This is a genomic window from Enterobacter sp. WP_7_1 (assembly GCF_003688535.1).
Classification (GTDB): domain Bacteria; phylum Pseudomonadota; class Gammaproteobacteria; order Enterobacterales; family Enterobacteriaceae; genus Enterobacter; species Enterobacter asburiae.
On record NZ_REFK01000001.1, the window covers coordinates 1,661,340 to 1,686,244 of the forward strand.

Below are 24,905 nucleotides of genomic sequence, written 5' to 3' on the forward strand. Positions count from 1 at the left end.
CGAAAGCAGAGGACCTCTGCTTTCGCCAGAATCTACACGGCAACGCGTCGGCTGATTTCGACAACCCGATCGCTGGGAAGGTGATAGTGGTTGATGACGTGCGTGCAGTTGCGCTTCATGAAAGCAAAGATGTGCCGTTGCCATGCCGCCATACCTGCCTCACCCTCGCCTGCCACAATAGTTTCATGCCCGACATACCAGGTGGCGTCATCCGTGGCAAAAAGCGCGTTAATCTCGCTAACACCCTGCAACAAACGCGGGATGTCCGGGTGTTCCATAAAGCCATACTGCGCCACGCCGTGCCAGTAGCCCGGCGCACGCTGCTCTACCCTGATGCGTTGTTCTTCCCCCACGTAGGGCACATTCAGAATATCAATGGTAAGCGACAACACGTCCTGCTGTAGCGCCCGGTTTCGCGCGACGTGCCAGCGCATGACCGGCGGAATATTGTTCTGTGTCCGGGTCAAAAAGACGGCGGAGCCCGCGACTCTGGGCACCGTTTTTTGCTGAAGCTGGGCAAAGAACGCATCCACGCTGACGCCCTTCTCGCCAACCGATGCGGATACCGCCTTAACGCCGCGGTGCCAGATCAGCATCACCGTACAAATAGCGGCGGCCATCAGCAGCGGAATATAGCCGCCCTCCAGGACCTTAATCAGATTGGCAAACAAGAAGGTGGCATCAATCACCAGGAAGCAGAGGGCAATCACCGCGCTGCTGGCCAGGCTCCAGCGCCACACTTCGCGCATTGCCACAAACAGCAGCCCCGTGGTCATCAGCATGGTTAACGACACGGCGATGCCGTACGCGGCGGCGAGCTTATCGGAGGATTTAAAGAAAACCACCAGCCCGATGGTCACCCCCATCAGCAGCCAGTTGATTATCCCGATATAAATCTGGCCGTAGCTTTCTGCCGCCGTCTGTTTGATGCGTAATCGGGGTAACCAGCCAAGCTGAATGGCCTGGCGCGTCATGGAAAAAGCGCCGGTGATAATCGCCTGACTGGCGATGATCGTCGCCAGCGCGGCAAGAACGATGAGCGGAACCTGCAGCACCGGCGGACAGAGCGTGTAGAAAAGGTTTTGTTTGCTGTCGGCACCGGCCAGAATCAGCGCTGACTGGCCAGCATAGTTGAGCAGCAGCGAAGGAAAGACGATGCCGTACCAGGCAAGCCAGATCGGCTTTTTGCCAAAGTGCCCCATGTCTGCATACAGGGCCTCGGCCCCCGTCACGCAGAGAAAAACGCCGCCCAGGACCAGGAAACTGGTGTACCCGTTCGAAAACAAAAACGCGATGCCGTACGCAGGGTTGAGGGCCAGCAGTACCGAGGGGTGTTGAACGATCCCTCGCACGCCCAGCGCAGCAATCGCCAAAAACCACAGCGCCATGACCGGGCCAAATATTTTCCCTATTCGCGCAGTGCCAAAAGGCTGAAGAAGAAACAGCGCCAGCAGAACCGCCACCGTCAGGGGTAATATGTACGGCTGAGATTCAGGAATGACCATCTCCAGCCCTTCAAGGGCAGAAAGCACGGAGATAGCCGGGGTTATCGCGCCGTCACCGTAAATCAGCGCTGCGCCAATGAGGGCGGAAAAAATGACCCAGCGCCCGCCTTTGCCTTTCTCCACCAGAAGCGACATCAAGGCCATGATGCCCCCCTCACCATGATTATCAATTCGCATGGCGAAGGCGGCATATTTTATGGACGTTACCAGGATGAGTGTCCAGGTAATCAGGGAGAGCAGTCCCAGGATGACACCGGGCGTAGGGTCATGCTCAGAGAGCGACAGCACCGTGCGGAAGGTATAGAGCGGGCTGGTGCCAATATCACCAAAAACGACGCCCAGCGCGCCTCCTGCAAGCAGGGTTAACCGGGAGAGCGGTTGAGACGGTTCACTGCTGTGGCGAGGGCTCATATTTTCCAGCAAGAGTCAGATAATCCTATAAAAAACATAGCCCATCTGCCCCGCCCGCGCCAACCGCGCGCCCTGTATTACTGCGGCTTGACCTTCGCCAGGCTGAACCAGATCCCCACTGCCAACAGCAGCAGCATTCCGCCCGCGCTGCCCAGCGCCACGCTGTGCGAGGTGATAAACGCGCTTTTTGCCGCCTCAATCACCGACTCCGCCAGCGTCGGGGTCAGATCCTGCGCCACCTTCATCGCCTCACCAATGGATGACGAGGCTTTATCGACGAGCGAGGCGTTCAGCCCGTGCGGCAGGTCAATTGACGCCGAGAAGCTGCGGGCCAACAGCAGACCAAAGATGGCGATCCCCAGCCCGGCGCCCAGTTCATAGGACATGGTTTCAATCGCCCCTGCGGCAGCGGCCTTCTCTTTCGGCGCGGCCGCCATAATTGCCGAGGTCGAGGCCAGCAGCGCGCTGGCGGCGCTGAAGCCGAGCAGCACCATCAGGGCAGAAGCCAGCAGCTGCTGCGTGCTGAAGTCGAGCATCGACAGGCCGATAAAGCTGACGGCGCTGAGCCCCATTCCGCCGGCCGCCACAATGCGTAGCCCTAAACGCCCGACCAGCACACCCGCGATCGGGCCGCTAAACCCGCTCGCCACCATCAGCGGCAGCATGAACATTCCCGCTTCAAACGGCGTAAAGCCATGAACAAACTGCAGCTCCTGAGCCATCAGCAGCTCAAACCCGACCAGGGCAATCATGGCGGTCATCGCCATCACCACGCCGCTCAAAATGATGCGATGGCAGAACAGACGCATGTCGATCATCGGTACGCGAGCGCGGAGCTGAATACGCACGAAGATAAACAGCAGCACCGAGCCGGTCACCAGCGCGGACGCGACTATCCACGGTGACAGGACGCCTTTTAGGGCGGTTTTCGCACTGTAGACCAGCAGCAAAATCGCCACAATCAGCATGATGGCATGGCTAATATTCAGCGGCTGCTCCGGGCGGCCCTGCTGAGGAGGCACAAAACGCGCGGCCAGCGAAACCACCACCAGCACGATCGGCACGTTGATTAAAAACACCGATCCCCAGTAAAAATGCTCAAGCAGCATACCGCCAATCAGCGGGCCAAACGCCGCGCCACCTGACCCCACCGCGGCCCAGACGCCGAGCGCAATATTACGATCCCGCGCGTCGATAAACAGCGTGCGGATCCCAGCCAGCGTAGCCGGAATAATCATCGCCGCGCCGATTGCCAGCGAGGCGCGCGCCGCAATTAGCCACCCTGCTGACGGGGCAAACGCTGCCGCCAGCGACGACAGGCCAAACAGCGTGCTGCCAATCATCAGCAATCGTTTAAAACCAATGCGGTCACCCAGGGCGCCCATCGGCAGCACCATTCCCGCCATCACCAGCGAGTAAATGTCGATGATCCACAGCAATTCATTGCCGCTGGCGCCCAGCGTCATGCTCAATGTCGGCGCCGCCACGTGTAGCACCGTCGCGTCGATCGCCACCGGGATATACACCAGCACGATAATCACTAACGCTAACCACTGACGAAACATAAATTTCCTTTTCTTTTAAAACATGGCACATGTCCAGGATGCGATCCTACGTAAAGTTGAACGCATGTCCAGCTTTTTGTTACACTCGTTTCATTCCCATTGAGAGTGAGTAAACATGCGATATCTGAGCAAGGATGAACGGCGGGAAGCCATCTTACAGGCCGCCATGCGCGTGGCGCTGGCTGAAGGACTGGCGGCAATGACGGTACGCCGTATTGCCGCCGAGGCCGGAGTCGCCACCGGCCAGGTGCATCATCATTTTACGTCCGGTGGCGAACTAAAATCGCTGGCCTTCGTACGGTTGATTCGCGAACTGCTGGATGCGGACGTCGCGGGTAAACAGGCCGGATGGCGGGAGCAGCTTCATGGCATGCTCGGCAGCGATGACGGAAGGTTTGAGCCCTATATTCGCCTGTGGCGTGAGGCGCAGATCCTGGCCAGCCGCGATGCCGACATCAAAGGCGCCTATGTGATGACTATGGAGATGTGGCACCAGGAAACGGTGGCGCTAATCAAAGCGGGAACGGAGGCCGGAGAATTGAATCCGGGCGATCGGGCGGAAAATATTGCCTGGCGCTTGATAGGTCTGGTGTGCGGCCTTGACGGAATGTATATCTTAAACATGCCCGAAATGGACGAAGCCGCCTTTAACAATCATCTTGATAAACTCATCACGCTCGAGTTGTTTTCTAGCCCGCTTCATCAGTGATGTTGCCGGGTGGCGGAGACGCCTTATCCGGCCTACGGTACGGCAAAGGGGGCCAGCCCCTTTGCGCATTATTTCCCGGCCTGAGGATGTGTATCAAACCCCGCCATTACCGCCGTCAGCTCCGCCAGTGAAAATCCGTGTTTTGCATCGTCAACCCCAATACCAAAGCGTTCCTGCATCAGCTGGTAGAGCGCCTCAGCATCCGGCAGAAGGATCTGTTCTTCTACGTGGCCGTTCTGCCAGTGGGTAAAGTTGAAGTTGGTTAGCGTCAGCTTGCCGCCGTCCGGCAGATGGCGACACATCAACAGATGATGACGGAAATGCGACTGCGGCCAGTGCGCCGACCAGAAATTCCCCATCACGTAATCGCTGAAATACTGCGTCGTCAGGTCAAACTGGTACATCGACTGCCAGTGCTCGTGGTGACGGAACTGCAGCACCCAGTCGTTCCCCTCGCTCAGCAGACGATACAGCCCGTGCGGCGTCTCCTGTTCTTCATTAGCGAGCAGTCGAATCGGCGCCGTCAGCGTCTGGCCGCCAAACCCCACATCGGCAATCCAGCGCTCACCGTTAAGCTCAACCAGCAGCAGGCGGTGCGTGCGCGGCGGCATTTGCGGCGGATTCGCTAATACCACCCGCCCCAGCACGCTACGCACCGTAAACCCGACTTCACGCAGGACGCGCTCGAACAGGCCGTTTTGCTCAAAGCAGTACCCTCCGCGACGTGCGGTGACCAGTTTGTCGACCAGACACCGATCGTCAAGCTGGATTTCGCGCGGCAGAACAACATCAATATTCTCAAAAGGGATCGCACAGTTGTGATGTAAATGCAGCGCGCGCAGGGTATCGATATCCACCCGCGTCGGTTGCGCCCTGCCGATGCGGGCAAAATAGGCGGTCAGAAATGGGGACATACATCAGTTTCCTTTGAATGAGATGTTCTGTTTATAAACTAATTTTACGCACCCACTTTGATTTACGTGCTTTTTCGTCATACTCATCGGTGTAGATGAGGAGATCCTATGAGCCACTTTCGCCCTGTTGAATTACGTCACGCCAGCCGTCTGCTGAACCACGGCCCAACTGTGCTTATCACCAGTCGGGATGAAAGCCTCGACAGACGCAACGTGATGGCCGCCGCATGGTCAATGCCCGTTGAGTTTGAACCGCCGCGCGTCGCAATAGTCGTGGATAAAAGCACCTGGTCGCGAGAGCTGATTGAACGCAGCGGAAAATTTGGGATCGTCATCCCCGGCGTGGCGGCGGCCAACTGGACATACGCTGTCGGTAGCGTCAGCGGGCGCGATGAAGACAAATTCAACTGCTACGGGATCCCGGTCGTGAACGGTCCTGAACTTGGCCTGCCGGTGATTGAAGAAAAATGTCTGGCGTGGATGGAGTGTCGGTTATTACCCGTCACCTCAGCGGCAGAAAAATACGATACGCTGTTTGGTGAAGTGGTTTCAGCGGCAGCCGATGAACGCGCGTTTATCGCCGGCCGCTGGCAGTTTGACGGGGATAAGCTGAATACCCTGCATCATCTTGGGGCCGGGACGTTTGTCGCGAGCGGGAAGATGGTGAAGGCGCCGGATTGATTTACTTAATCATATCCTACTGAATTATAGTAAATTTCTATGGCATTTTATGTTTACTATTACTTTTTAAAACGGAGGATATTTCCGGAGTTGCTGCATTAGCACTCTCGCATTAAGGAAATATCAATGACATGGAATAAAGATGGCGCAATCTCATATGCCAAATCACACGCCCAATCGAAGAGCACGGGTTATTGTGCTCACTACGTCACCGAAGCGATCAGAACGGGTGGAAGATTAAAAATCCCCAATACGCGTCTGGCAAAAGACATGGGGCGGACATTGGTCAATGCTGGATTCCGCCTGGTATACGATCAACCTCATGCCGGTGACGTAGCCGTTATCCAAAATATTGTGGGCCACGATAGCGGGCACGTTTGCATATACGATGGTCAGCAGTGGATCAGCGATTTTGTACAACGCTCTGTATCCAGGACCGGCTTACCGAAACATACAGCCTCATTACGAGCTGTTCAGGCATGACTAATGAAAACACTCTTCTTTTTACTTTTCGCACTGTCTCCGTTCGCTATCGCAGATAACATTTATGCACCGGGTCAGGCGGCGCTTAAATTCAATCAATGGTATATCGCGCAGTTAGATCAGAACAAACCGCCAGTACTTAATCCAGACATCATGAACGAGTTCGTAGCTTCAGGGACCATTGCAGCAATTAAAGAAATGTACTCTGGAGACAGTAACGAAAAAGACATGCCAGATGCGGATATGTTCATCAAATCGCAGGATTGGGATGAAGACTGGAATCAAATAACCGTCTTACATTCTGATTTTGATGCCGTTTGCACAAACGTCTATATCGCGTTTGGGAAGAAACAAGATCACGTTGTAGCAGATTGTCTCGTTCAGGAAAAAGGCGTATGGAAAGTTCGCTCGGCCACGCTGATAAAGTAAAAACGTGATATGAAAGGAAACGCCCTCTGTTGCAGAAGAAAAAGCACACGATAGCCCAGCGGCTACCGTGTGCAATTAATTAATTACTTCGCACGTCGTGAAATAATCTCATCCGCAACATTCCGCGGGGCTTCCGCAAAATGATGGAACTCCATCGTATACGTCGCGCGCCCCTGGGACATCGAGCGCAGTGTTGTGGCATAACCAAACATCTCTGCCAGCGGCACGTCAGCGCGAATAATCTGGCTTCCGTACTGCTCTGCCATCCCCTGCACCATTCCGCGGCGGGAGGAGAGATCGCCCATGATGTTACCGGCGTACTCTTCCGGCGTTTCCACCTCTACGTGCATGATCGGCTCAAGAATCACCGGATCCGCCCTGCGGGCGCCCTCTTTGAAGCCGAGGATCGCCGCCATGCGGAACGCCATCTCCGAGGAGTCGACGTCGTGATACGAGCCAAACGTCAGCGTCGCTTTGACATCAACGACCGGATAGCCCGCCAGCACGCCGCTGTTCATCGCTTCCCGCAGCCCTTTCTCAACGGACGGGATATACTCGCGCGGCACTACGCCGCCCTTGGTGGCATCTTCAAATTTAAAGCCACTTCCGGGCTCCAGCGGCTCCAGGCTCAGCACCACATGACCGTACTGCCCTTTACCGCCGGACTGACGAACAAATTTACCTTCGATATCCTTCACCGTTTTACGCAGGGTTTCACGGTAGGTCACCTGCGGACGACCGATGTTCGCCTCGACGCCAAACTCGCGCTTCATGCGGTCGACGATAATCTCAAGATGTAGTTCACCCATCCCGGAGATAATGGTCTGGCCGGACTCTTCGTCAGTATGCAGGCGGAAAGACGGATCTTCCGCCGCCAGACGCTGCAGCGCGATCCCCATTTTCTCCTGGTCGCCTTTGGTTTTCGGCTCGATCGCCAGCGAGATAACCGGGTCCGGGAACTCCATGCGTTCAAGCGTGATCACTGCATTCGGATCGGTGAGCGTGTCGCCGGTGGTCACGTCCTTCAGCCCAACGCAGGCTGCGATGTCTCCCGCACGCAGTTCGTCCACCTCGTGGCGATCGTTGGCATGCATCAGCACGATTCGTCCAATGCGCTCTTTCTTCCCTTTCACCGGGTTGTACACCGCGTCACCTTTGCGCAGCACGCCAGAGTACACGCGGATAAAGGTCAGTTGACCGACGTACGGGTCGCTCATCAGCTTGAACGCCAGGGCCGAGAACGGCTCATCATCGCTCGGATGACGCTCCGCGTGCTGCCCTTTTTCATCCACGCCATCAATGGCCGGCACGTCCAGCGGCGACGGCATGAGCTCAATGACCGCATCAAGCATGCGCTGCACGCCTTTATTCTTGAACGCGCTGCCGCACAGCATCGGCTGAATTTCACCCGAGATGGTGCGAATACGCAGCCCTTTGATAATTTCCGCTTCCGTCAGGTCGCCGGTTTCCAGGTATTTGTCCATCAGTTCATCGCTGGCTTCTGCCGCCGCAGAGACCATTTTTTCCCGCCATTCCTGGGCGGTACTGATCAAATCATCCGGCACGGGCGCATAGGTAAACACCATGCCCTGCGTCGCGTCGTCCCACAGAATGGTGCGCATCTTGATGAGATCCACCACGCCGGTGAAATGATCTTCTGCACCCACCGGAATGACAATCGGCACCGGATTGGCCTTCAGGCGCTCCTGCATCATGCGTACGACGCGGAAGAAATCAGCGCCCGGACGGTCCATTTTGTTGACGAAGGCCAGACGCGGAACGTGATATTTATTGGCCTGACGCCAGACGGTTTCCGACTGCGGCTGCACGCCGCCCACGGAGTCATACACCATCACGGCACCGTCGAGTACGCGCATGGAACGTTCCACCTCAATGGTGAAATCCACGTGCCCCGGAGTGTCGATGATGTTAATCCGGTGCGGCTCATAGCCTCTATCCATACCAGGCCAGAAGCAGCTGACCGCCGCGGAGGTAATCGTGATCCCGCGCTCTTGCTCCTGCGCCATCCAGTCAGTGGTTGCCGCGCCATCGTGTACTTCACCCAGCTTGTGGCTCATCCCGGTATAAAACAGGATGCGCTCAGTGGTGGTGGTTTTACCGGCATCGATATGCGCGGAGATACCGATGTTGCGATAACGTTCGAGAGGGATGGGTCGGGGCATGATATTTCCTTAGTCACTATGACTTGTCTGTGACGACCAGGATGGTCGTGCATTCGTTCGTTTGCTATAATAGTCCTATTGTACGAGTATTATCGAACTATTTTTTAACGGTTGACCTATTGTTGATATAGCTCAATCTGACGCCAAACGCAGGAAAACGATGATCCCAAACCACCCTGAAACTGAACAAATACTGCTGGAAAATGTGCTGTTTGCCCTCGGCAATCCGCTCCGGCTGTCGATCATTCGCCGGCTGGCCGATGGCAGCGAACTCAGCTGTAACGCGCTGCGCCCGGAGGATGTAGTAAAATCGACAATGACACACCACTGGCGCGTACTGCGCGACAGCGGCGTTATCTGGCAGCGCCCGCAGGGGCGGGAGAACATGATTTCGTTACGCCGAGAGGATCTTGATGCCCGTTTTCCAGGGCTGATGGAGATACTACTGCAGGTTAAATAATTTCAGTCCCTTCCAGGCGATAGACCGGGATCCGCCGGGTTGTTTTGGTGAGCGTATCAAACACCTCGGCGTCGGACGTCACGATCCTTATCCCTGTTTTGCGTAATCTCTGCACATCGGCCGCAATGCGCTGAATACCAAACCAGAAAAGCCCGTCGAGTGCCGTTACCGCTAACCCATTTTCCAGCGCCAGCTTAAGTCGTTCGCGGGGGACTTTAACCTGCTGAGCAATTTGCCTGTAAGGTAATTCATTACATCCCGTCGCGTCACTGCGCTGGATCCGCGTTTTCAGCTGATAGGTAAACTCGTCGGGTATTCCGTCCAGATCTTTTTTCAGGCTATAGACGCAGCCAAAGCGCTTGCCGTTAAACAGAACATTTTTCTGACTGAGCTGAAGCTCTTTTCTGACAGCGTCTATGAGCTGGGGCGCACGGGTAAGGAGCAGCCTGAAGGGAAGCTCGAAGCTGGTGACGTAATCCACATTAAGCAACGCGAGGCGCAGCCGCTCCTCAGCACCGGACTTTTGCTCACGACACTCCTCCATCACCTCTGCCCACTGGCGCGTCAGGCGCTCCGGCTCGGCGGCTTCGGTAAGGAGATATTTTTCAATCTGATAATCAACTCTTCCGGTCATCGTGTGGTATCCCGTCACTGTGGGTGCGGTAATTCTATACAGCGCGGTGAGTTTTATAAAGGACTGAACCGCAGCGACACCCTGAAAATGTCGTTGCGATTCAGCATCCTGACGTATCGGATCAGCGCGCCATAATCCAGCCCATCAGCAGCGTGGCGAAAATCACCGTCGACGCTCCGCCGATGCGGGTGGCAATCTGCGCGAACGGCATGAGCGACATTCGGTTTGACGCGGACAAAATGGCCACGTCCCCCGTTCCGCCCAGCCCGCTGTGGCAGCAGGTCACAATCGCCGCTTCCACAGGATACATATTCAGACGCGACGCAATAAAGTAGCCGCTCAGCGCCATCGCAATTACAACCGAACCGCACACCACCACGTATCCCACCGAGAAGACCGACACCACGCTCTCAAGCGGCACGTATAACATCCCGAGGCCGATCATCAGCGGCCAGACCAGCGCAGCCGAGACGAATTTATAGCAGCTGTGCGCGCCCTGCTCCATTGAGGCCGGGATCACCCTGAAGTATTTACACAGGACGGCAATCAGGATCATCAGCACCGGGCCGGGAATGTGTACCAGTTTTTCAAACAATCCGCCGACGATGAAAAACGCGCACACCATCAGCAATCCGCCCCCCATCAGATGAAAATCCGTCTGCTGCGTGCTCTGCGCCCCGGCAAACAGGCTGGCGTCGTCTTTACTCCGCGTGAGCATGCCGTTTCCCGAAAGCGCAGGACGTTTCGCGCCGAGACGCGCCAGCGAGCCCGCACAAATAATGGCGAAGATATTCCCGACGATCGCAGCAGGTGCCAGCTGTGCAACGTAGACGTCCGGCGTCTGCCCCAGTATTGCCGAATAGGCCAGGGACAGCGGCAAAATCCCCTCGCCAATTCCGCCGCCGATGATGGGCACAATGATGAAGAAGAAGGTGTGGTAAGGCGTATAACCAAACAGTGAGCCCACAATGAGGCCGCTCAGCACGGCCATGCATGTTCCCGCCACCAGCGGAACAAACATGCGCATCATCCCCTGGATCAGCAGCACCCGGTTCATCCCCAGAATGCTGCCGACCACCAGGCAGGCGATGACGAAATAGAGCAGATTCGCCTCTTTCATCAGCAGATGCACGGTATCAAGGGTATGTTTCCCGAATACGCCAAAATAGACCAGCACGGAGGGGACCATCAGGCACAGGATCGCCGGGCCGCCGATATCTTTCAGCACCGGGATTTGACGCCCGACTTTGGCAAACGCGAAGCCGAATGTCATGATGACCGCAAGTCCACCAATCATATTTTTTGGCAGCAGCCCTGCCCAGGCGGACGTCGCCACAATCGCGGCAATCCCGACGAACAGCATCAACGGGACCGTGCCCACCTCGGTATTGTTGAGCCCAAAGGCAAAACGCGAGGTCGACAGCTCAGAAGTCGGTACAGGATTATCTTTCATATAATCACCTGAATTTGTGTTCGGATAAACAGAGAAAGGAATAACTGAAACTATTCCTGATACGAATAAATGTTCTTAAATATAAATAAAGACTTAGATGGCCTTTTCTAAAAACAGGCTCACGATGAAATTATCACGGGCCTGCGGGTAGAAATGTGAACAATCTGGCTCTTTGCTTTTAAATAACTTAATTCAGCGTTAAGTAACTAAAGTTATTTATAACAGCTAATGTTGCTTTCTTGCGTCTTATCAATATTTGACGAAAGTATTACTTATCCAACTAATGCAATCTTTTTGAAATTAATAAAACCAGAGAGAGTGTGACTCTTGTCACTCCTGCCCTGCTTTCTAAGCGCTAGATTAGCGCTGCAATAAAACACATAAAATACCCTACAGGAAATACTATGCCTTCATTACTATTACAGTCACTGTTTCCGCTCGTCTTTATAATGTTACTTGGGTGGCTAAGTGGAAAGCTGGGATATTCCCGGCGTGAAGATGCAAACGTCATGGCAACCGTGGTGATTCGTTTCGCCCTTCCTTTCCATCTTTTTATCGGTGCATTGCATACCGATCCCAATAAAATTAAGAACCTGACCTTTATGGCCGTTTTAGTTGTCGGTTTAATGGGGTCGTATTTACTGACGCTATTTATTTCGCGCTACGTTTTTCGCCACGATATCAAAACCAGCGCCATTCAGTCTCTGGTTTGCGCCTTTCCCGATATGGCCTACTTTGGCGCACCGGTCCTGGCGGTATTGATTGGGCCGGAAGGATTTATCGGCGTGCTGATTGGCAATATTATTACCAGCGTTATCATGATCCCTCTGACTATCGTCCTGATTCGTATGGGTGATAAAAATGGTCATGACGGCCTGGAGGCGCTGCACCCGGGCGCGATGATTGTGCAAAACCTCATCAAAGCGGCGCGCAATCCTATCGTCTGGATCCCGGTCTCCGGCGTGTTGCTCAGTCTGGCCGGCGTGCAAATCCCTTCTATTCTCAGCATGCCTATTGAGATGGTCGGAAAGGTTTCAGGCGGGCTGTCCCTGTTTGCCCTCGGCCTGCTGTTTTACGGTGAACGTCCAAAACTTAACGTGCAGACGTTTACCAATATCAGTATTAAAAACCTTATTCAGCCGGCAATGATGGCCGCCGCTGGACTCGCCTTTGGCCTGAGCCACACCTTACTGCAGCAGGTCGTCATTATTGGCGCAACGCCTTCCGCGATTGCCGCAGGGATGTTTGCCTTACGCAGCGATACCTATATTGATACCGCATCCTCTTCCATATTAATTGGCACTGCCGTCGGGGTCGTGACCGAAGGCATTATGATCTATTTCATCTCTTAATCTATTTTATTTAAAAAACTCAGGAGTTAACCATGTCCCGGAAAGAAGTTCTGTACACCCCCTATAACGGGGCCGTATTGCTGGAAAATCCGCTGCTAAATAAAGGACTCGCATTTATTAAAGAAGAGCGTGACAATTTTAACCTGCATGGATTATTGCCGCACAACGTTGAAACTATTGAAGAACAAACCGAGCGCGCCTGGGTGCAGTTCTGCCATTTTAAAAGCGATATTTCGCGTCATGTTTACCTGCGAAATATTCAGGATACCAACGAAACGCTCTTTTATAACCTCCTGCGTTCGCATCTGAAAGAGACGTTACCGATTATCTATACCCCGACGGTCGGTGAAGCCTGCGAGCATTTCTCCACGATTTATCGACGCGCGCGCGGCCTGTTTATTTCATGGCCGAATCGACATCGTATTGATGAGATGCTGCAAAGTTTTTCGCGCAACGACGTTCGCGTGATTGTGGTGACGGACGGGGAACGTATTTTAGGGCTGGGCGATCAGGGTATTGGCGGCATGGGCATTCCAATTGGCAAGCTGTCGCTGTATACCGCCTGCGGAGGGATCCATCCTGCTTCTACCCTGCCGATAATGCTGGATGTCGGCACCAATAATCAGCACCACCTCGACGACCCGATGTACATGGGCTGGCGCCACCCGCGCATCAGCGACGATCAGTACGCTGAGTTTATGGATATGTTTGTCAGCACCGTTAAAGCGCGCTGGCCCAATGTGCTCCTGCAATTTGAAGACTTCGCGCAGAAAAACGCCACCAGGCTGCTCCGGCGCTACCGCGACCAGCTGTGCTGCTTCAATGATGATATCCAGGGCACGGCGGCCGTCACCGCCGGTACGCTGATGGCGGCGGCGCATGCGGCGGGCACGCGCATTCGCAACCAGCGCGTGGTCTTCCTGGGCAGCGGTTCTGCCGGATGCGGGATAGCTGAAAAAATTGTGGCGCTGATGATGGATGACGGCCTGACCGAGTCCGAAGCGCGCAGCCGGATCTTTATGGTCGATCGCTTCGGCCTGCTGACCGACGACATGACCAATGTGCTCGATTTCCAGAAAAACCTGCTTACCGCGCGCGACGCCGTTTGCAGCTGGCAGGTAGACTCGCAAAATATTTCCCTGCTGGACGTGGTGAAGAACGCGCATCCTACGGTGATGATCGGCGTTTCAGGCCAGCCGGGGCTGTTCAGCGAAGAGATTGTCAAAGAGATGCATCGCCACTGTCCGCGCCCGATCATCATGCCGCTTTCTAACCCGACCTCGCGGGCGGAAGCCCAGCCGCAGGATCTTATCGCCTGGACCCAGGGTGCCGCACTGGTGGCCACCGGCAGCCCGTTCGCCCCGGTATTCTGGGAGAATGAACACTACGAGATCGCCCAGTGTAACAACGCCTATATTTTCCCGGGTCTGGGGTTGGGCGTGCTGGCCTGTAACGCGCGCCGGGTGACTGAAGAGATGCTGATGGCAGCAAGCCGCAGCCTGGCCGCGCAGTCTCCGCTGGTCACCACGGAAAAAGGTGGATTGCTGCCGCCGGTAGATCAGATTGAAACGGTATCACGCCAGATTGCCGTCGCCGTCGCCCGGGCCGCGATTGAACAGGGCGTGGCTCCGGCGATAGATGATGAGACGCTGATGGCGCGTATTGAGAAGACCTGGTGGCAGGCGGACTATGCGCCGTACCGCAGGTCTGCGCTGTAAGCCTCGATCCTGCCCTCACTGCACGGTGAGGGCAGGATTGCTGCCTTAGTGCTGGATGCCCGACCGTTCGGAAAGATCGGCGGCAGACAGGATATCAGCCCGTGGTGCCACGTTCTTGCGGCGGGCATACCGGTCAGGCTGACCTTCAGGACGCGTTTTGAAGCGCCGGTGCAGCCACATATACTGTTCTGGCGCCATCCGTACCGCCTGTTCAATCGCCCTGTTCATCTGCGTCGCAACAGATTCTTTATCTCCTCCCTGCAGCGACTCGCTGATATCCTCCAGAATAATCAGTTCGTAGCCGGTGCCGTCCGCCCTGCGGCGCGGCACAAAGGGAATGACGGCAGGCTTAGCGCTTTTGACCAGCATGTAGCTACCCGCGGTCGTGGCGGCATCCGGAACCGCAAAGAACGGCACAAAGACGCTATTGGTTTTGCCATAGTCATGGTCCGGGGCGTACCACAAAATCTCATTCTGCTTCAGCGAGCGGATCATGCCCTTTAAATCATGACGATCGAGCATGGTTTTATTGGAGCGCAGGCGTCCGCGCGTCTGAAGCCAGTCCAGCAGCGCGTTATTATTCGGACGATACACCCCAATGCCGGGATTAAGCATGCCAAAGATCCTCGCGCCCAGCTCGAGGGTGAGAAAATGCATGCCAACGAGCACCACGCCATTGCCCTTTGCCCGCGCCTTTTCCATGTGCTCATACCCCTGCACGGTAAAGCATTTCTTCACCCGCCACGAGGGCCAGAACCATGCCATCCCGGTTTCGATTACCCCCATTCCTACCGATTCAAAATTACGCTGCAGCAGCGACTCTCGCTCCGCCTTTTTCATCTCCGGAAAACAGAGCTCCAGGTTGCGGCGGGCAATCTCGACGCGGCGCGGAAGCAGGCGCATCGCCAGCCGTCCAAGGCCGTGGCCGATTCGGAACAGCAGCGGATAAGGGAGCAGCATGATGAGCCACAGCGCGGCGATGCCAGCCCAGCTTAGCCAGTAACGAGGGTGAAGAAAGGCGAGTGAAAAACGGGGTAATTTTGTCATGAGAAAATTATCCTTTAACGTGTCTGTCCTTAACTGATTCTGTTTGAGATCTTTCCTAAGGATTGATGGGCTGTCAGCCAGAAACGTAAAGTGTAACGGATAAGATAAAACGCATTTTTATCGATTTTTGCGAAAAAGCGGGAAGACGAGACGGGAAAACCGGGGAGGAGAGTTCCCCCCGGCAGTTGCGCTTACATTGAATAGCCTGGCTTTTTGATTAACTCGTCCAGCTTCGGTCCTATTTCGGTATCCCAGACCTGAGCTTTCCAGTCCTCCTGGTTCACCTGATTCAACGCAACAGACACCGAACTGTCTTTGCTGTTGAAATGGCGAATAATGACCTCAGCAATATCCTCGGCCAGTGCGGTTTTTTGTTCGTCGTTCAAATCGCGGGGAAAACATTTGATATCTACGTGTGGCATATGCAGGCTTCCAGTTGTGAGTCAGGGCTCCACGTTATCAGATAATACCGTTGGCCTTTAACACCTTGTGCAGTTCCGGCAGCTGGCATACGGTGTCCGCAATAGCCGTAAACCTCGGCGTATTGGTCGCAAACCAGTCATGGCGTGGCCCCCAGGTGCGCGCCACCGCGATATACACGTCCAGCAGCGTCAGCCGTTCACCCAACGCAAACGGGGCGGCCTTGAGCTGAGTTTCGAACCACAAGTAAAGCGACTTCCGGTATTCGATGCAGTTTTTCTGCAGCTGTTCAGGCGCATCCGGCGCCCAGCGTTCTGGATAGTCCGCATACGTAAACGTGGGATAGACGTTGGCCACAAACCAGATCAGCAAGCGCTGAAACTGCTGGCGTTCGGCCTGCCCCACGGGCGGCGCGAGATCGGGGCATCTGTCGAGCACCATCAGGGCGATCGCCGCCGTTTCGGTCATGATGGCGCCATTTTCCAGCTCCAGCGTGGGTACCTGACACAGCGGGTTGAGCTTTTGCAGCAGCTCACGCTGCGGACCGGGCTGGTCAAACCCGTCCACGTTGATAAATTGATAAGGGATATCTGCCAGGGTTAGCATCACTTCACCGATTGCCGAGCCCCAGCCGGGTACGCCATAGAGTTTAATCATGTTGCCCCCTGCGGGATGAAAACCCTAAGTGTAGAGCACCATTAGTAGGTTATCCCAGGCGGGTTGACCTCCGACTGCGCCACCGCTTCGCCCTGCTCGCCCCAGCGCGCCAGCACCTTCTGGTAATCTCCGCGCTTAATCGCGCCGTCCAGCGCGGCCTGCAGCGCGTACACCAGCTCATTGCCTTTTTTGGTGGTGGTCGCGACATAGGCTTTTTTCGGCCCTAAACCGACAACGCGGGTTTTGCCGGTGAGCGCCGCTTTGTAGGCTGAAACCGACTGAGGGCCAAAGAACACGTCCGCCCTGCCGGACTGAATATAGAGATTGCCCGAGGCATCGTCGTGGAGATAGACCGGCAGCGCAGGCGTCCGCCCCGCCTTTTTGTTCTCTTCGTTCCAGCCCAGCAGAATGCGCTCCTGATTCGTACCGGAGCCGACAATCACCTTTTTCCCTGCCAGATCTTCCGCGCTTTTGATTGACTGGATCTCGCTGGTGGATTTCACCGAAAACGCCAGCGAATCGACGCGGTAGGTCGCAAAATCAAACTTCTCTTTACGCTGTTCGGTCACCGCAATGTTCACCAGCGCCACGTCGTAGCGCCCGGAGGCGATCCCCAGCGGCCAGTCTTCCCACGCCGTTGGCACCAGCTTCAGCTTTAGCCCCAGACTGCCCGCCAGCAGGCGGGCGATATCCGGATCGCTGCCAATGCGCGTACGGTTATCGCTGGCCAGCAGCGCCAGCGGCGGAGAATTCAGCGCCGAAACGGCGACCGTCAGCGTACCCGGCTCAACGAATTTGTAATTGGCGGGGATTTTCTCCACGGCCTGCCGATCCACCGTCACCGGCAGCGGCTGTTCGTTGGCTTTCAAATCAATGCTGGCGTGGCTCGCCGTCGTAAAGACCAGCCCCGCCAGAAGTCCATATTTCATTGGCACTCCTTACAAGACTTTGGAGAGGAACTGGCGCGTTCGCGCATGTGACGGACGGTTTAATACCTCGTCACTGCTTCCCTGCTCGACGATTTTTCCGTCGACCATAAACACCACCTGATCCGCCACTTCCCGGGCAAAACCGATCTCGTGGGTCACCACCACCAGCGTGGTGCCGGACCGGGCCAGCTTTTTGATCACGTCCAGCACTTCCCCTACCAGCTCCGGATCCAGCGCCGAAGTGGGCTCATCAAACAGCATCACGCGGGGACGCAGCGCCAGCGCGCGAGCAATCGCAATACGCTGCTGCTGACCGCCGGAAAGATGGCGTGACCAGGCATCGGCTTTATCCCGCAGCCCAACCACGTCCAGCAGGCTGTACGCCCTTTCCACCGCCTCTTTTTTGCTGAGCTTTTTATGCGCGATGGGCGCCTCTATCAGGTTTTCCAGCACCGTGAGATGGGGAAACAAATTGAAGTTCTGGAACACATAGCCCACGTTGACGCGCTGTTTGAGGATCTCCTTCTCCTTTAGCTCATAGAGCTTATCGCCCTGACGACGATAGCCAATGTAATCCCCGTCAATCTGGATAAAGCCTTCGTCGACGCGCTCAAGGTGATTAATGGTGCGCAGCAGCGTCGATTTACCCGAGCCGGACGGCCCGAGGATGACCGTCACGGACCCGGGCGGGATCTCAAGTGAAACGTTATCGAGCGCCTTATGGCGGCCAAAAAACTTGCTGACGCCGGTAATCGAAATATGTCCTTCAGGAGAGGCTTGCATGAACGGGCTCCTGTGCTGGCGTGGTGGTGACAGAACGGGTACGACGGGCGGCACGGTTCTGATTAACGGCAGAGCGGCGTTCGCTGCGGGCAAGCGCGCGCTCGACGCCGTACTGGATAGCGGACAGAACGGTGGTGATCGCCAGGTACCAGGCGGCACCGACCATCAGCAGCGGGATCACCTCCTGCGTGCGGTTGTAGATCATCTGGATGGTATAGAACAGCTCCGGCATCGCCAGGACGTACACCATCGCCGTGCCCTTGGCGAGGCTGATGATTTCATTGAACCCCGACGGCAGAATGGTGCGCAGCGCCTGAGGCAAAATGATGCGCACCGTGCGGCGCCAGGCGGGCAGGCCGAGCGCGGCGGCGGCCTCGTACTGCCCGTGGTCGACCCCGAGGAATCCGCCGCGAATGATCTCGGCGGTATAGGCGCTCTGCACCAGGGTTAGCCCCACCACGGCGGTAGAAAACTGCCCCAGCACGTTGATGGTTTCAAAGCTGCCCCAGGTTATGCCGGTGAACGGCACGCCGAGAGAGAGCGTGTCGTAGAGATAGGAAAAGTTGTACAGAACGATCAGCACCACAATCAGCGGCAGCGACCGAAACAGCCAGATGTAGGCCCACGCCAGGCTGCTCAGCAGCCAGGATGAAGAGAGTCTCGCCAGCGCCAGCATGCCGCCAAGCACCACGCTCAGCGCGGTGCCGATCAGCGTCAGCAGCAGGGTCTGCCCGACACCTTCAAGGATCACCGGGTCAAAGAACCAGCGGGCAAACACCGCCCACTCCCAGCGCGGATTAAAGGCCACGGACTGAATCACGACCGCCAGGACAAACAGCGCCACCGCGGCGCCAACGGCCCGCAGCGGATAACGCGCCGGGACCACCTTAATGGTTTCAACGTTGCTCATCGTCATTCCTCATGCGGTTTTACTGAACGCTTCGCGTACCAGCGTTTTGGTGAAGCGCAGCCGACCGTCAAACGGCGGCTGGCTGTACTCTTCCGGATCCCGGTTCAGATCGAACTGCGGCTGATAGCCCTGGCTGAGATAGAGCCTGACCGCTTCCGGCTGGCGAAAGCCGGTTGTCAGGTAAATTTGGCTGTATCCTGCCAGCACCGCCCTGCGCTCAAGCTCGTGCACCACGCGCCCGGCAAGCCCCTGCTGACGCAGGGTTTTGTCCGTCCAGATGCGTTTGATTTCCGCGGTGCGTTCGTCGAAAGGTTTGTACGCGCCGGTGGCGATAATCTTCCCGTCGCGCTCCAGAACGATAAACAGCCCCTGCGGCGCTAAATACCACTCTGTAAGCTCAACCTCCGCGTCTTTGGAGAAGTAGTCCCCGTAGCGGGCGGCATATTCACCGAACAGCCCTTCGATAATGGGCTGAAGCTCGGCGTCTTCCGGTGAAACATCACGAAATCGTTCGCTCATCACGCCTCCTTAATCGCCCAGGCCAGCCGGATTCACTTCTGACTGAGGAATACGCTCAACGCCTTCCCCCCAGCGGTTCAGCACTTTGTCGTAGTCGCCGTTTTTGATGACGCCGTTCAGCGCGGTTTGTACCGGCTCAACCAGCCCGCTGCCTTTCTTCAGCGTGACCGCAATGTGCGCCGCCTTCGGCCAGCCGCCGTCGACGCTACCCACCAGTTTGGTTTTCCCATTCAGCGCCGCTTTCCAGGCGCCAATCACGTTCGGACCAAAGTAGGCATCCGCGCGCCCGGACTGCAGCGCTAGAGTTTGTGCCGCATCGTCTTTGGTGTAGATCGGGGTAAAGGGCTTCAGCCCCTTCTTCAGGTTTTCGGCATTCCAGGCCAGCAGGATGGCCTCCTGGTTGGTGCCGGAGCCGACGATAATCCGCAGCCCGGCGATGTCTTCCGCCTTCTGAAGCGACTTGATCGGGCTGGTTGATTTCACGTAGAACCCGAGGGAATCTTTGCGGTATGTGGCAAAGTCAAACTTCTCTTTACGCTCTTTGGTGACGGTGATGTTGCTGATGGCGGCATCATATTTCCCGGAGGCCACGCCCAGCGGCCAGTCTTCCCAGGAGGTCGGCACCACGTTCAGCTCCAGCCCCAGGCTGTCTGCGACCAGACGGGCGACGTCAACCTCGCTTCCCAGCAGCGTTTTGTTATCGTCGGAGAAAACCGTCAGCGGCGGTTGATTGAGCCCCGCCACCGCCACGGTAAATTTCCCCGGGACGGCAAAGCGATAATCTTTTGGCAGCTGTGCCACCGCATCATTGTTTTTGGCGGTATTAACAGGCGTTTTATTGGCCTCGATGCTCACGCCGGTGCCGTTAATATTCACATTCTCTGCCCAGACGGCAGGGGTAAAGGCCAGCGCGAGCGCCAGAATAAGCGATGTTTTCTGCATAGCGGGGTTCTCTTTTATTGTTGTGTGAACTGGTTTTTGGGTTCGTCTAAGCCGAGGCTTTCGCGCAGCGTGTTGCCCGGGTAGTCGGTACGGAACAGGCCGCGCGCCTGTAAAACGGGCACAACCTGGTCAACAAAACGCGGGAAGGTGTCCGGCGTACCGCCCTGAATGATGAAGCCGTCTGCGGCATAGCCTTCAAACCAGGCCTGCAGGCCGTCGGCCACCTCTTCCGGCGTACCGGAAAAGCGCGGGCGCGGCGAGGCGGCTTCCAGCGCTACCTGACGCAGGGTTAAGCTGCGCTCGCGGGCATTGCGCTTAATTTCATCGGTGGTGCTGCGAAAGCTGTTTTTGCCTAAGTCGCCGATATCCGGGAACGGCTCGTCGAGCGGATACTGGCTGAAATCGTGATGTTCGAAATAGCGTCCGAGGTAGTTGAGGGCATCATTAATTGACACCAGCGCCGCCGTGGTTTGGTACTGATTTTCCACGTCGTCGGCGTCTTTACCCACAATCACGCTGACGCCCTGGAAAATATGTAAATCTGACGTGCGTCGTCCGTTAATTTCCAGCTGCTGCTTCACGTCGCGGTAAAAGGCTTTTGCCTCATCGAGCGTTTCGTGATGGGTAAAAATGGCGTCGGCATGTTTCGCAGCCAGCTTTTTCCCGTCGTCCGACGCGCCCGCCTGAAAGACAATCGGTCGGCCTTGTGGCGTACGACCAATATTCAGCGGCCCGGCGACCTGAAAGAAGTCACCGTGGTGCTCCAGGGTATGCAGTTTGGCCGAATCAAAAAACTGACCGCTCTCTTTATTGCGCACAAAGGCGTCGCCCTCCCAGGAATCCCACAGCCCTTTCACCACGTCGAGATACTCATCCGCAATGCGATAGCGCAGCGCGTGCTCGGGGTGTTTTTCACGGGAAAAGTTCTTTGCTGACCCTTCCAGCGGTGAGGTCACCACGTTCCAGCCCGCGCGTCCGTTGCTGAGGTGGTCGAGGCTGGCGAACTGGCGCGCCGTGGTGAAAGGCTCGCTGTAGGAGGTTGATAAGGTTCCCACCAGCCCCAGGCGCGAGGTGATGCTGGCGAGAGCGGATAACACCGTCAGCGGTTCAAAGCGGTTTAAAAAATGCGGGATCGATTTCTCGTTGATATAGAGACCGTCGGCAACGAATAAAAAATCGAGTTTGCCCTCCTCCGCCTTTAACGCCGTCGCTTTGACGAAATCAAAATTGATGCTGGCATCGGCGACGGCCTCAGGGTGACGCCAGGCGGACATATTTCCGGATGCACCATGCAAAATGGTCCCGAGCCGCAGTTGACGATGTGCAGACATATTCACCTCTCCAGAATTAAACGTGTTGCAGGGCTTTTTCCGCAAGCTGTGCAAAATAGCGGGCAGCGGGCTCAATTAATGCCTCATCCGGATTAAATGCCGGATGATGTAAACCGTACGGGCTGTTGCTGCCGATGCTGACAAACGCCCCCGGGATCTGCTGGAGGTAGACCGCGAAATCTTCCCCACCCATATGCAGCTCGGCGTGCCGGGTTTCGTAGCCTGCTTCTCTGGCGACCGAGGTGGCGAAATCGGCCCAGCGCTCGTCGTTCACCAGCGCGGTGGGCCCGGCATACCAGGTGATATCAATCTGCGCGCTAAAGGCGCTGGCAAACCCGGCGGCGATTTCGCCCACGCGGGCTTTCACGTTCTGCTGCACCTCCGTGCGGTGGGTGCGCAGCGTGCCTTCCAGCTCGACGCTTTCCGGCAGCACGTTCCAGGTGTTACCGCCTGCAATGCGCGTCACGCTCAGCACTACCGAGTCCAGCGTGTTGACGTTGCGGCTGGCGACGCTTTGCAGCGCCGTTACCAGCTGGCTCGCCAGCACGATGGCGTCGTTGCCTTCGTGCGGACGTGCGGCGTGCGCGCCCTTACCGGTAATGCGGATCACGAAGCGATCGACGTTGGCATAAAACGGCCCGCCGCGGGTAGCGAACTCACCGACCGGCAGGCCGGGCTCGTTATGCATGCCGAAGATGGCGCTGACGTCGCGCAGGGCACCGGCCCGCACCATGCTCTTCGCACCGCCAAAGTTCTCTTCGGCAGGCTGAAACAGGATCCGCACCCGGCCGTTAAGCGACGCTTCCCGCTCTTTCAGCTTTAACGCGGCGCCGAGGATCACGCTGGTGTGGATATCGTGCCCGCAGGCATGCATTACGCCTGCACGCTGGGAGCTAAACGGCACGCCGCTGCGCTCTTCAATCGGCAGAGCGTCGATATCCGCCCGCAGCGCAATCAGTTTGTTGCCCGAGCCGATTTCCGCCACCAGCCCGGTCGACAGGTCGTAAGGCTGCGGAGTAATCCCGGCGTTCGTCAGCCACTGGCGCAGGCGCGTCGTGGTCTCCACTTCCTGACCGGAGAGCTCCGGGTTCTGGTGCAGCTCGCGACGCCAGGCAATCAGCTGTTCGCCAAAGCTCATACGGTGACCTCCTTGTTAAGACGCGCCTCGGCAAGCAGGCGCAGCGACGCGACGCGCGTTGCCCCCTCCGCTACCGGCGTGTCGATGATAAATTCGTCAATACCCCACTTTTCATGCAGGGCGTTAAGCTGTTCGAGCACCGACTCAGCCGTACCCGCCAGCAGCGACTGCGCCCGACGTGCAATGCGCACCGGCTCGCTGCCCGCCTGACGCGCAAAGGCGTAGGCCTGCTCTTCGCTGGCCACGGTGACACGCTGGCCGTTTGCCAGCTCAACGCCCCACACTTCGACCTTCTGCGCCAGGGCTTCCGCCTCTGCCTGCGTCGGCGCGACAATCGCCTGTACCGCCACAATCACGTCCCGCGCGCTGTTCTTACGCCAGGTCGAGACCACCTCGCGCAGCAGCTCAGGGTCACCGTTCAGATGCGCGGCAAACACAAAGTGCCAGCCGAGCCCGGCGGCCAGCAGCGCGCTATCGATACTCGCGCCCAGCAGGAAACCCTCTGCAGGCAGCGGCGGCAGCGGCGTGGCGCGAACGGCCTCTTCATGAGACTGATGCTCAGGACGGATCCAGCGATCGAGCTGGGCCAGCTGTTCGGCGAAGCTGCCCTTTTCCTGTTGATTCAGACCCTGCTGAAGCGCGCGGGTTGAGAGCGGCAGCCCGCCGGGGGCTTTTCCGACGCCGAGATCCACGCGGCCCGGCGCCAGCGCGGCCAGCACGTTGAAATTCTCGGCGACTTTATAAGGGCTGTAGTGCTGGAGCATCACGCCGCCGGATCCGACGCGGATGCGCGTTGTCTGCCCGAGGATCCAGGCAATCAGCAGCTCCGGCGAGGGGCTGGCAAGGTGGGGAGTATTGTGGTGTTCGGCAATCCAGAAGCGGTGATAGCCCAGATTTTCTGCCTGCTGCGCCAGCGCCAGCGTACGCGCCAGCGCATCGGCAGCCGTTTCGTTTTCAGCGATGGGGCTTTTATCCAGAATGCTGATTCGCCATGACATGTTGCGTTCTCGTTTGACTTAACATGTCGACATTATTAAAGGCGCATTTCACCACTGAGAAACAATTAATTTACATTTAGTTTGCCGGAAATCAGATATATAAAACCATGCTAAGAATAAGACTTTAAGTCGGCAATCAGCGTTTTCCCCTGCCCGCGGCGGGTAATGCGGATGAAGCGAATATGCCCATACTGCGGGTTTTGCAGATCGGATTCATAACGCGTGCGGTTGTTACGCCAGGTTTTCATCGTCCAGATGAGGATGGACTCTCTGCTGAAAAACGCGCGCCGGAAACTCTCTTTGTTCCCGGTTCCGGGCCAGAGCTCGTGCTTATGCCAGGCCCGTTTGATTGCCCTGGTGACGGCCTGCCAGAGGGTGCGGGCAAAGCCATAATCGACCCACACCACAACGTCGACATTACGCCATTTCACCGGCCGCGTGCGGTTATAGTTGCCGTCAAGCACCCAGTCTGGCGAAGCCTGTAGCGCCTGCTCCAGCTTTTCCTGAAACACATCGTCCGGCGTTCCCTGCCAGTCAGGTCGCCAGTAGAGTCTGTCCATCTCGATATAGGGAATAGCCAGTTCGGTAGCAATCTGCTTCGCCAGCGTGCTTTTTCCGCTCCCGCTGGTTCCGATGACGTTAATTTTCACCTCAGCCTCACTGTAATAACGAAAACTGACCAAATCATAGCGTTTTCATCCTGTTAACGAAACGCTATTTCAGCATGGCAATTT

The 24,905-nt window shown here is 56.6% G+C and carries 23 protein-coding genes and 1 pseudogene; 7 read left to right on the forward strand and 17 right to left on the reverse strand.

Annotated features, from left to right (window positions below):
* Positions 1-32 precede the first annotated feature (32 nt).
* Together BJ885_RS08330 and BJ885_RS08335 are read right to left on the reverse strand one after the other, a co-directional pair.
* Positions 33-1,916, reverse strand: a complete 1,884-nt coding sequence (locus tag BJ885_RS08330) for a potassium transporter Kup (protein ID WP_121931684.1) — start codon at positions 1,914-1,916, stop codon at positions 33-35.
* Between the two features lie 77 nt (positions 1,917-1,993).
* Positions 1,994-3,481, reverse strand: a complete 1,488-nt coding sequence (locus tag BJ885_RS08335; RefSeq protein ID WP_121931685.1) for an MFS transporter — start codon at positions 3,479-3,481, stop codon at positions 1,994-1,996.
* A 115-nt stretch (positions 3,482-3,596) separates the two neighbouring features.
* Between BJ885_RS08335 and BJ885_RS08340 the strand changes: the two genes are divergently transcribed.
* Entirely contained in the window at positions 3,597-4,190 is a 594-nt protein-coding gene (locus BJ885_RS08340; RefSeq protein WP_059346817.1) for a TetR family transcriptional regulator, read from the forward strand.
* A gap of 68 nt (positions 4,191-4,258) precedes the next feature.
* On the opposite strand, the gene nhoA is transcribed toward BJ885_RS08340, so the two are convergent.
* Positions 4,259-5,104: an N-hydroxyarylamine O-acetyltransferase gene (nhoA, locus tag BJ885_RS08345; RefSeq protein ID WP_121931686.1), complete on the reverse strand. Its 846-nt coding sequence runs from the start codon at positions 5,102-5,104 to the stop codon at positions 4,259-4,261.
* A gap of 108 nt (positions 5,105-5,212) precedes the next feature.
* Here nhoA and BJ885_RS08350 point away from each other — a divergent pair, with 108 nt between their 5' ends.
* The 3 genes from BJ885_RS08350 to BJ885_RS08360 all read left to right on the forward strand — a co-directional run bounded on the left by BJ885_RS08350 (position 5,213) and on the right by BJ885_RS08360 (position 6,697).
* Complete coding sequence (locus tag BJ885_RS08350) at positions 5,213-5,785, forward strand: flavin reductase family protein (protein ID WP_121931687.1); 573 nt, start codon at positions 5,213-5,215, stop codon at positions 5,783-5,785.
* A gap of 126 nt (positions 5,786-5,911) precedes the next feature.
* Positions 5,912-6,268 (forward strand): CHAP domain-containing protein, encoded by a 357-nt coding sequence (locus BJ885_RS08355; protein WP_310886295.1) that lies wholly within the window; start codon positions 5,912-5,914, stop codon positions 6,266-6,268.
* Between the two features lie 3 nt (positions 6,269-6,271).
* The gene (locus tag BJ885_RS08360; protein WP_121931688.1) at positions 6,272-6,697 is read left to right on the forward strand and encodes a DUF3828 domain-containing protein; all 426 of its coding nucleotides are present in this window, start codon (positions 6,272-6,274) and stop codon (positions 6,695-6,697) included.
* Between the two features lie 83 nt (positions 6,698-6,780).
* On the opposite strand, the gene fusA is transcribed toward BJ885_RS08360, so the two are convergent.
* Complete coding sequence (fusA, locus tag BJ885_RS08365; protein ID WP_121931689.1) at positions 6,781-8,880, reverse strand: elongation factor G; 2,100 nt, start codon at positions 8,878-8,880, stop codon at positions 6,781-6,783.
* Positions 8,881-9,040: 160 nt separating this feature from the next.
* On the opposite strand from fusA, the gene BJ885_RS08370 reads away from it, so the two are divergent.
* Positions 9,041-9,340: a helix-turn-helix transcriptional regulator gene (locus BJ885_RS08370; RefSeq protein WP_121931690.1), complete on the forward strand. Its 300-nt coding sequence runs from the start codon at positions 9,041-9,043 to the stop codon at positions 9,338-9,340.
* Here the strand turns inward: BJ885_RS08370 and BJ885_RS08375 are convergent.
* Together BJ885_RS08375 and BJ885_RS08380 are read right to left on the reverse strand one after the other, a co-directional pair.
* Positions 9,333-9,974, reverse strand: a complete 642-nt coding sequence (locus BJ885_RS08375) for a helix-turn-helix domain-containing protein (protein ID WP_121931691.1) — start codon at positions 9,972-9,974, stop codon at positions 9,333-9,335. The two genes, BJ885_RS08370 and BJ885_RS08375, sit on opposite strands and share 8 nt — an antisense overlap.
* Positions 9,975-10,095: 121 nt before the next feature.
* Positions 10,096-11,427: a 2-hydroxycarboxylate transporter family protein gene (locus tag BJ885_RS08380; protein ID WP_121931692.1), complete on the reverse strand. Its 1,332-nt coding sequence runs from the start codon at positions 11,425-11,427 to the stop codon at positions 10,096-10,098.
* Between the two features lie 404 nt (positions 11,428-11,831).
* On the opposite strand from BJ885_RS08380, the gene BJ885_RS08385 reads away from it, so the two are divergent.
* Positions 11,832-12,779, forward strand: coding sequence for an AEC family transporter (locus BJ885_RS08385; RefSeq protein ID WP_121931693.1), 948 nt, complete (start codon positions 11,832-11,834; stop codon positions 12,777-12,779).
* Between the two features lie 32 nt (positions 12,780-12,811).
* Positions 12,812-14,497, forward strand: coding sequence for an NAD-dependent malic enzyme (locus tag BJ885_RS08390; RefSeq protein ID WP_121931694.1), 1,686 nt, complete (start codon positions 12,812-12,814; stop codon positions 14,495-14,497).
* Between the two features lie 45 nt (positions 14,498-14,542).
* On the opposite strand, the gene BJ885_RS08395 is transcribed toward BJ885_RS08390, so the two are convergent.
* The 11 genes and pseudogenes from BJ885_RS08395 to BJ885_RS08450 form a co-directional block, all read right to left on the reverse strand.
* Positions 14,543-15,544 (reverse strand): Kdo(2)-lipid IV(A) acyltransferase, encoded by a 1,002-nt coding sequence (locus tag BJ885_RS08395; RefSeq protein WP_121931695.1) that lies wholly within the window; start codon positions 15,542-15,544, stop codon positions 14,543-14,545.
* Between the two features lie 191 nt (positions 15,545-15,735).
* Complete coding sequence (pptA, locus tag BJ885_RS08400; RefSeq protein ID WP_023335848.1) at positions 15,736-15,966, reverse strand: tautomerase PptA; 231 nt, start codon at positions 15,964-15,966, stop codon at positions 15,736-15,738.
* 37 nt (positions 15,967-16,003) lie between these two features.
* Positions 16,004-16,621: a glutathione S-transferase family protein gene (locus BJ885_RS08405; RefSeq protein ID WP_023311965.1), complete on the reverse strand. Its 618-nt coding sequence runs from the start codon at positions 16,619-16,621 to the stop codon at positions 16,004-16,006.
* A gap of 41 nt (positions 16,622-16,662) precedes the next feature.
* A complete protein-coding gene (locus BJ885_RS08410) occupies positions 16,663-17,550 on the reverse strand; it encodes an ABC transporter substrate-binding protein (protein WP_121931696.1) in 888 nt (295 codons plus the stop codon).
* A 9-nt stretch (positions 17,551-17,559) separates the two neighbouring features.
* Entirely contained in the window at positions 17,560-18,333 is a 774-nt protein-coding gene (locus BJ885_RS08415) for an amino acid ABC transporter ATP-binding protein (protein WP_023335851.1), read from the reverse strand.
* A complete protein-coding gene (locus BJ885_RS08420) occupies positions 18,317-19,243 on the reverse strand; it encodes an amino acid ABC transporter permease (RefSeq protein WP_121931697.1) in 927 nt (308 codons plus the stop codon). The genes BJ885_RS08415 and BJ885_RS08420 overlap by 17 nt, the downstream gene beginning before the upstream one ends.
* A gap of 9 nt (positions 19,244-19,252) precedes the next feature.
* On the reverse strand, positions 19,253-19,762 hold the full coding sequence (locus tag BJ885_RS08425) for a GNAT family N-acetyltransferase (protein WP_029740268.1): 510 nt from the start codon (positions 19,760-19,762) through the stop codon (positions 19,253-19,255).
* 9 nt (positions 19,763-19,771) lie between these two features.
* Positions 19,772-22,035, reverse strand: a pseudogene (locus BJ885_RS23455) (NtaA/DmoA family FMN-dependent monooxygenase).
* A gap of 16 nt (positions 22,036-22,051) precedes the next feature.
* Positions 22,052-23,173: a M20 peptidase aminoacylase family protein gene (locus BJ885_RS08440; RefSeq protein ID WP_039262859.1), complete on the reverse strand. Its 1,122-nt coding sequence runs from the start codon at positions 23,171-23,173 to the stop codon at positions 22,052-22,054.
* On the reverse strand, positions 23,170-24,171 hold the full coding sequence (locus BJ885_RS08445; RefSeq protein WP_121931699.1) for an LLM class flavin-dependent oxidoreductase: 1,002 nt from the start codon (positions 24,169-24,171) through the stop codon (positions 23,170-23,172). Before BJ885_RS08445 ends, BJ885_RS08440 begins: the two co-directional genes overlap by 4 nt.
* Before the next feature lie 110 nt (positions 24,172-24,281).
* Positions 24,282-24,821, reverse strand: coding sequence for an AAA family ATPase (locus BJ885_RS08450; RefSeq protein WP_121931800.1), 540 nt, complete (start codon positions 24,819-24,821; stop codon positions 24,282-24,284).
* Between the last annotated feature and the right edge of the window lie 84 nt (positions 24,822-24,905).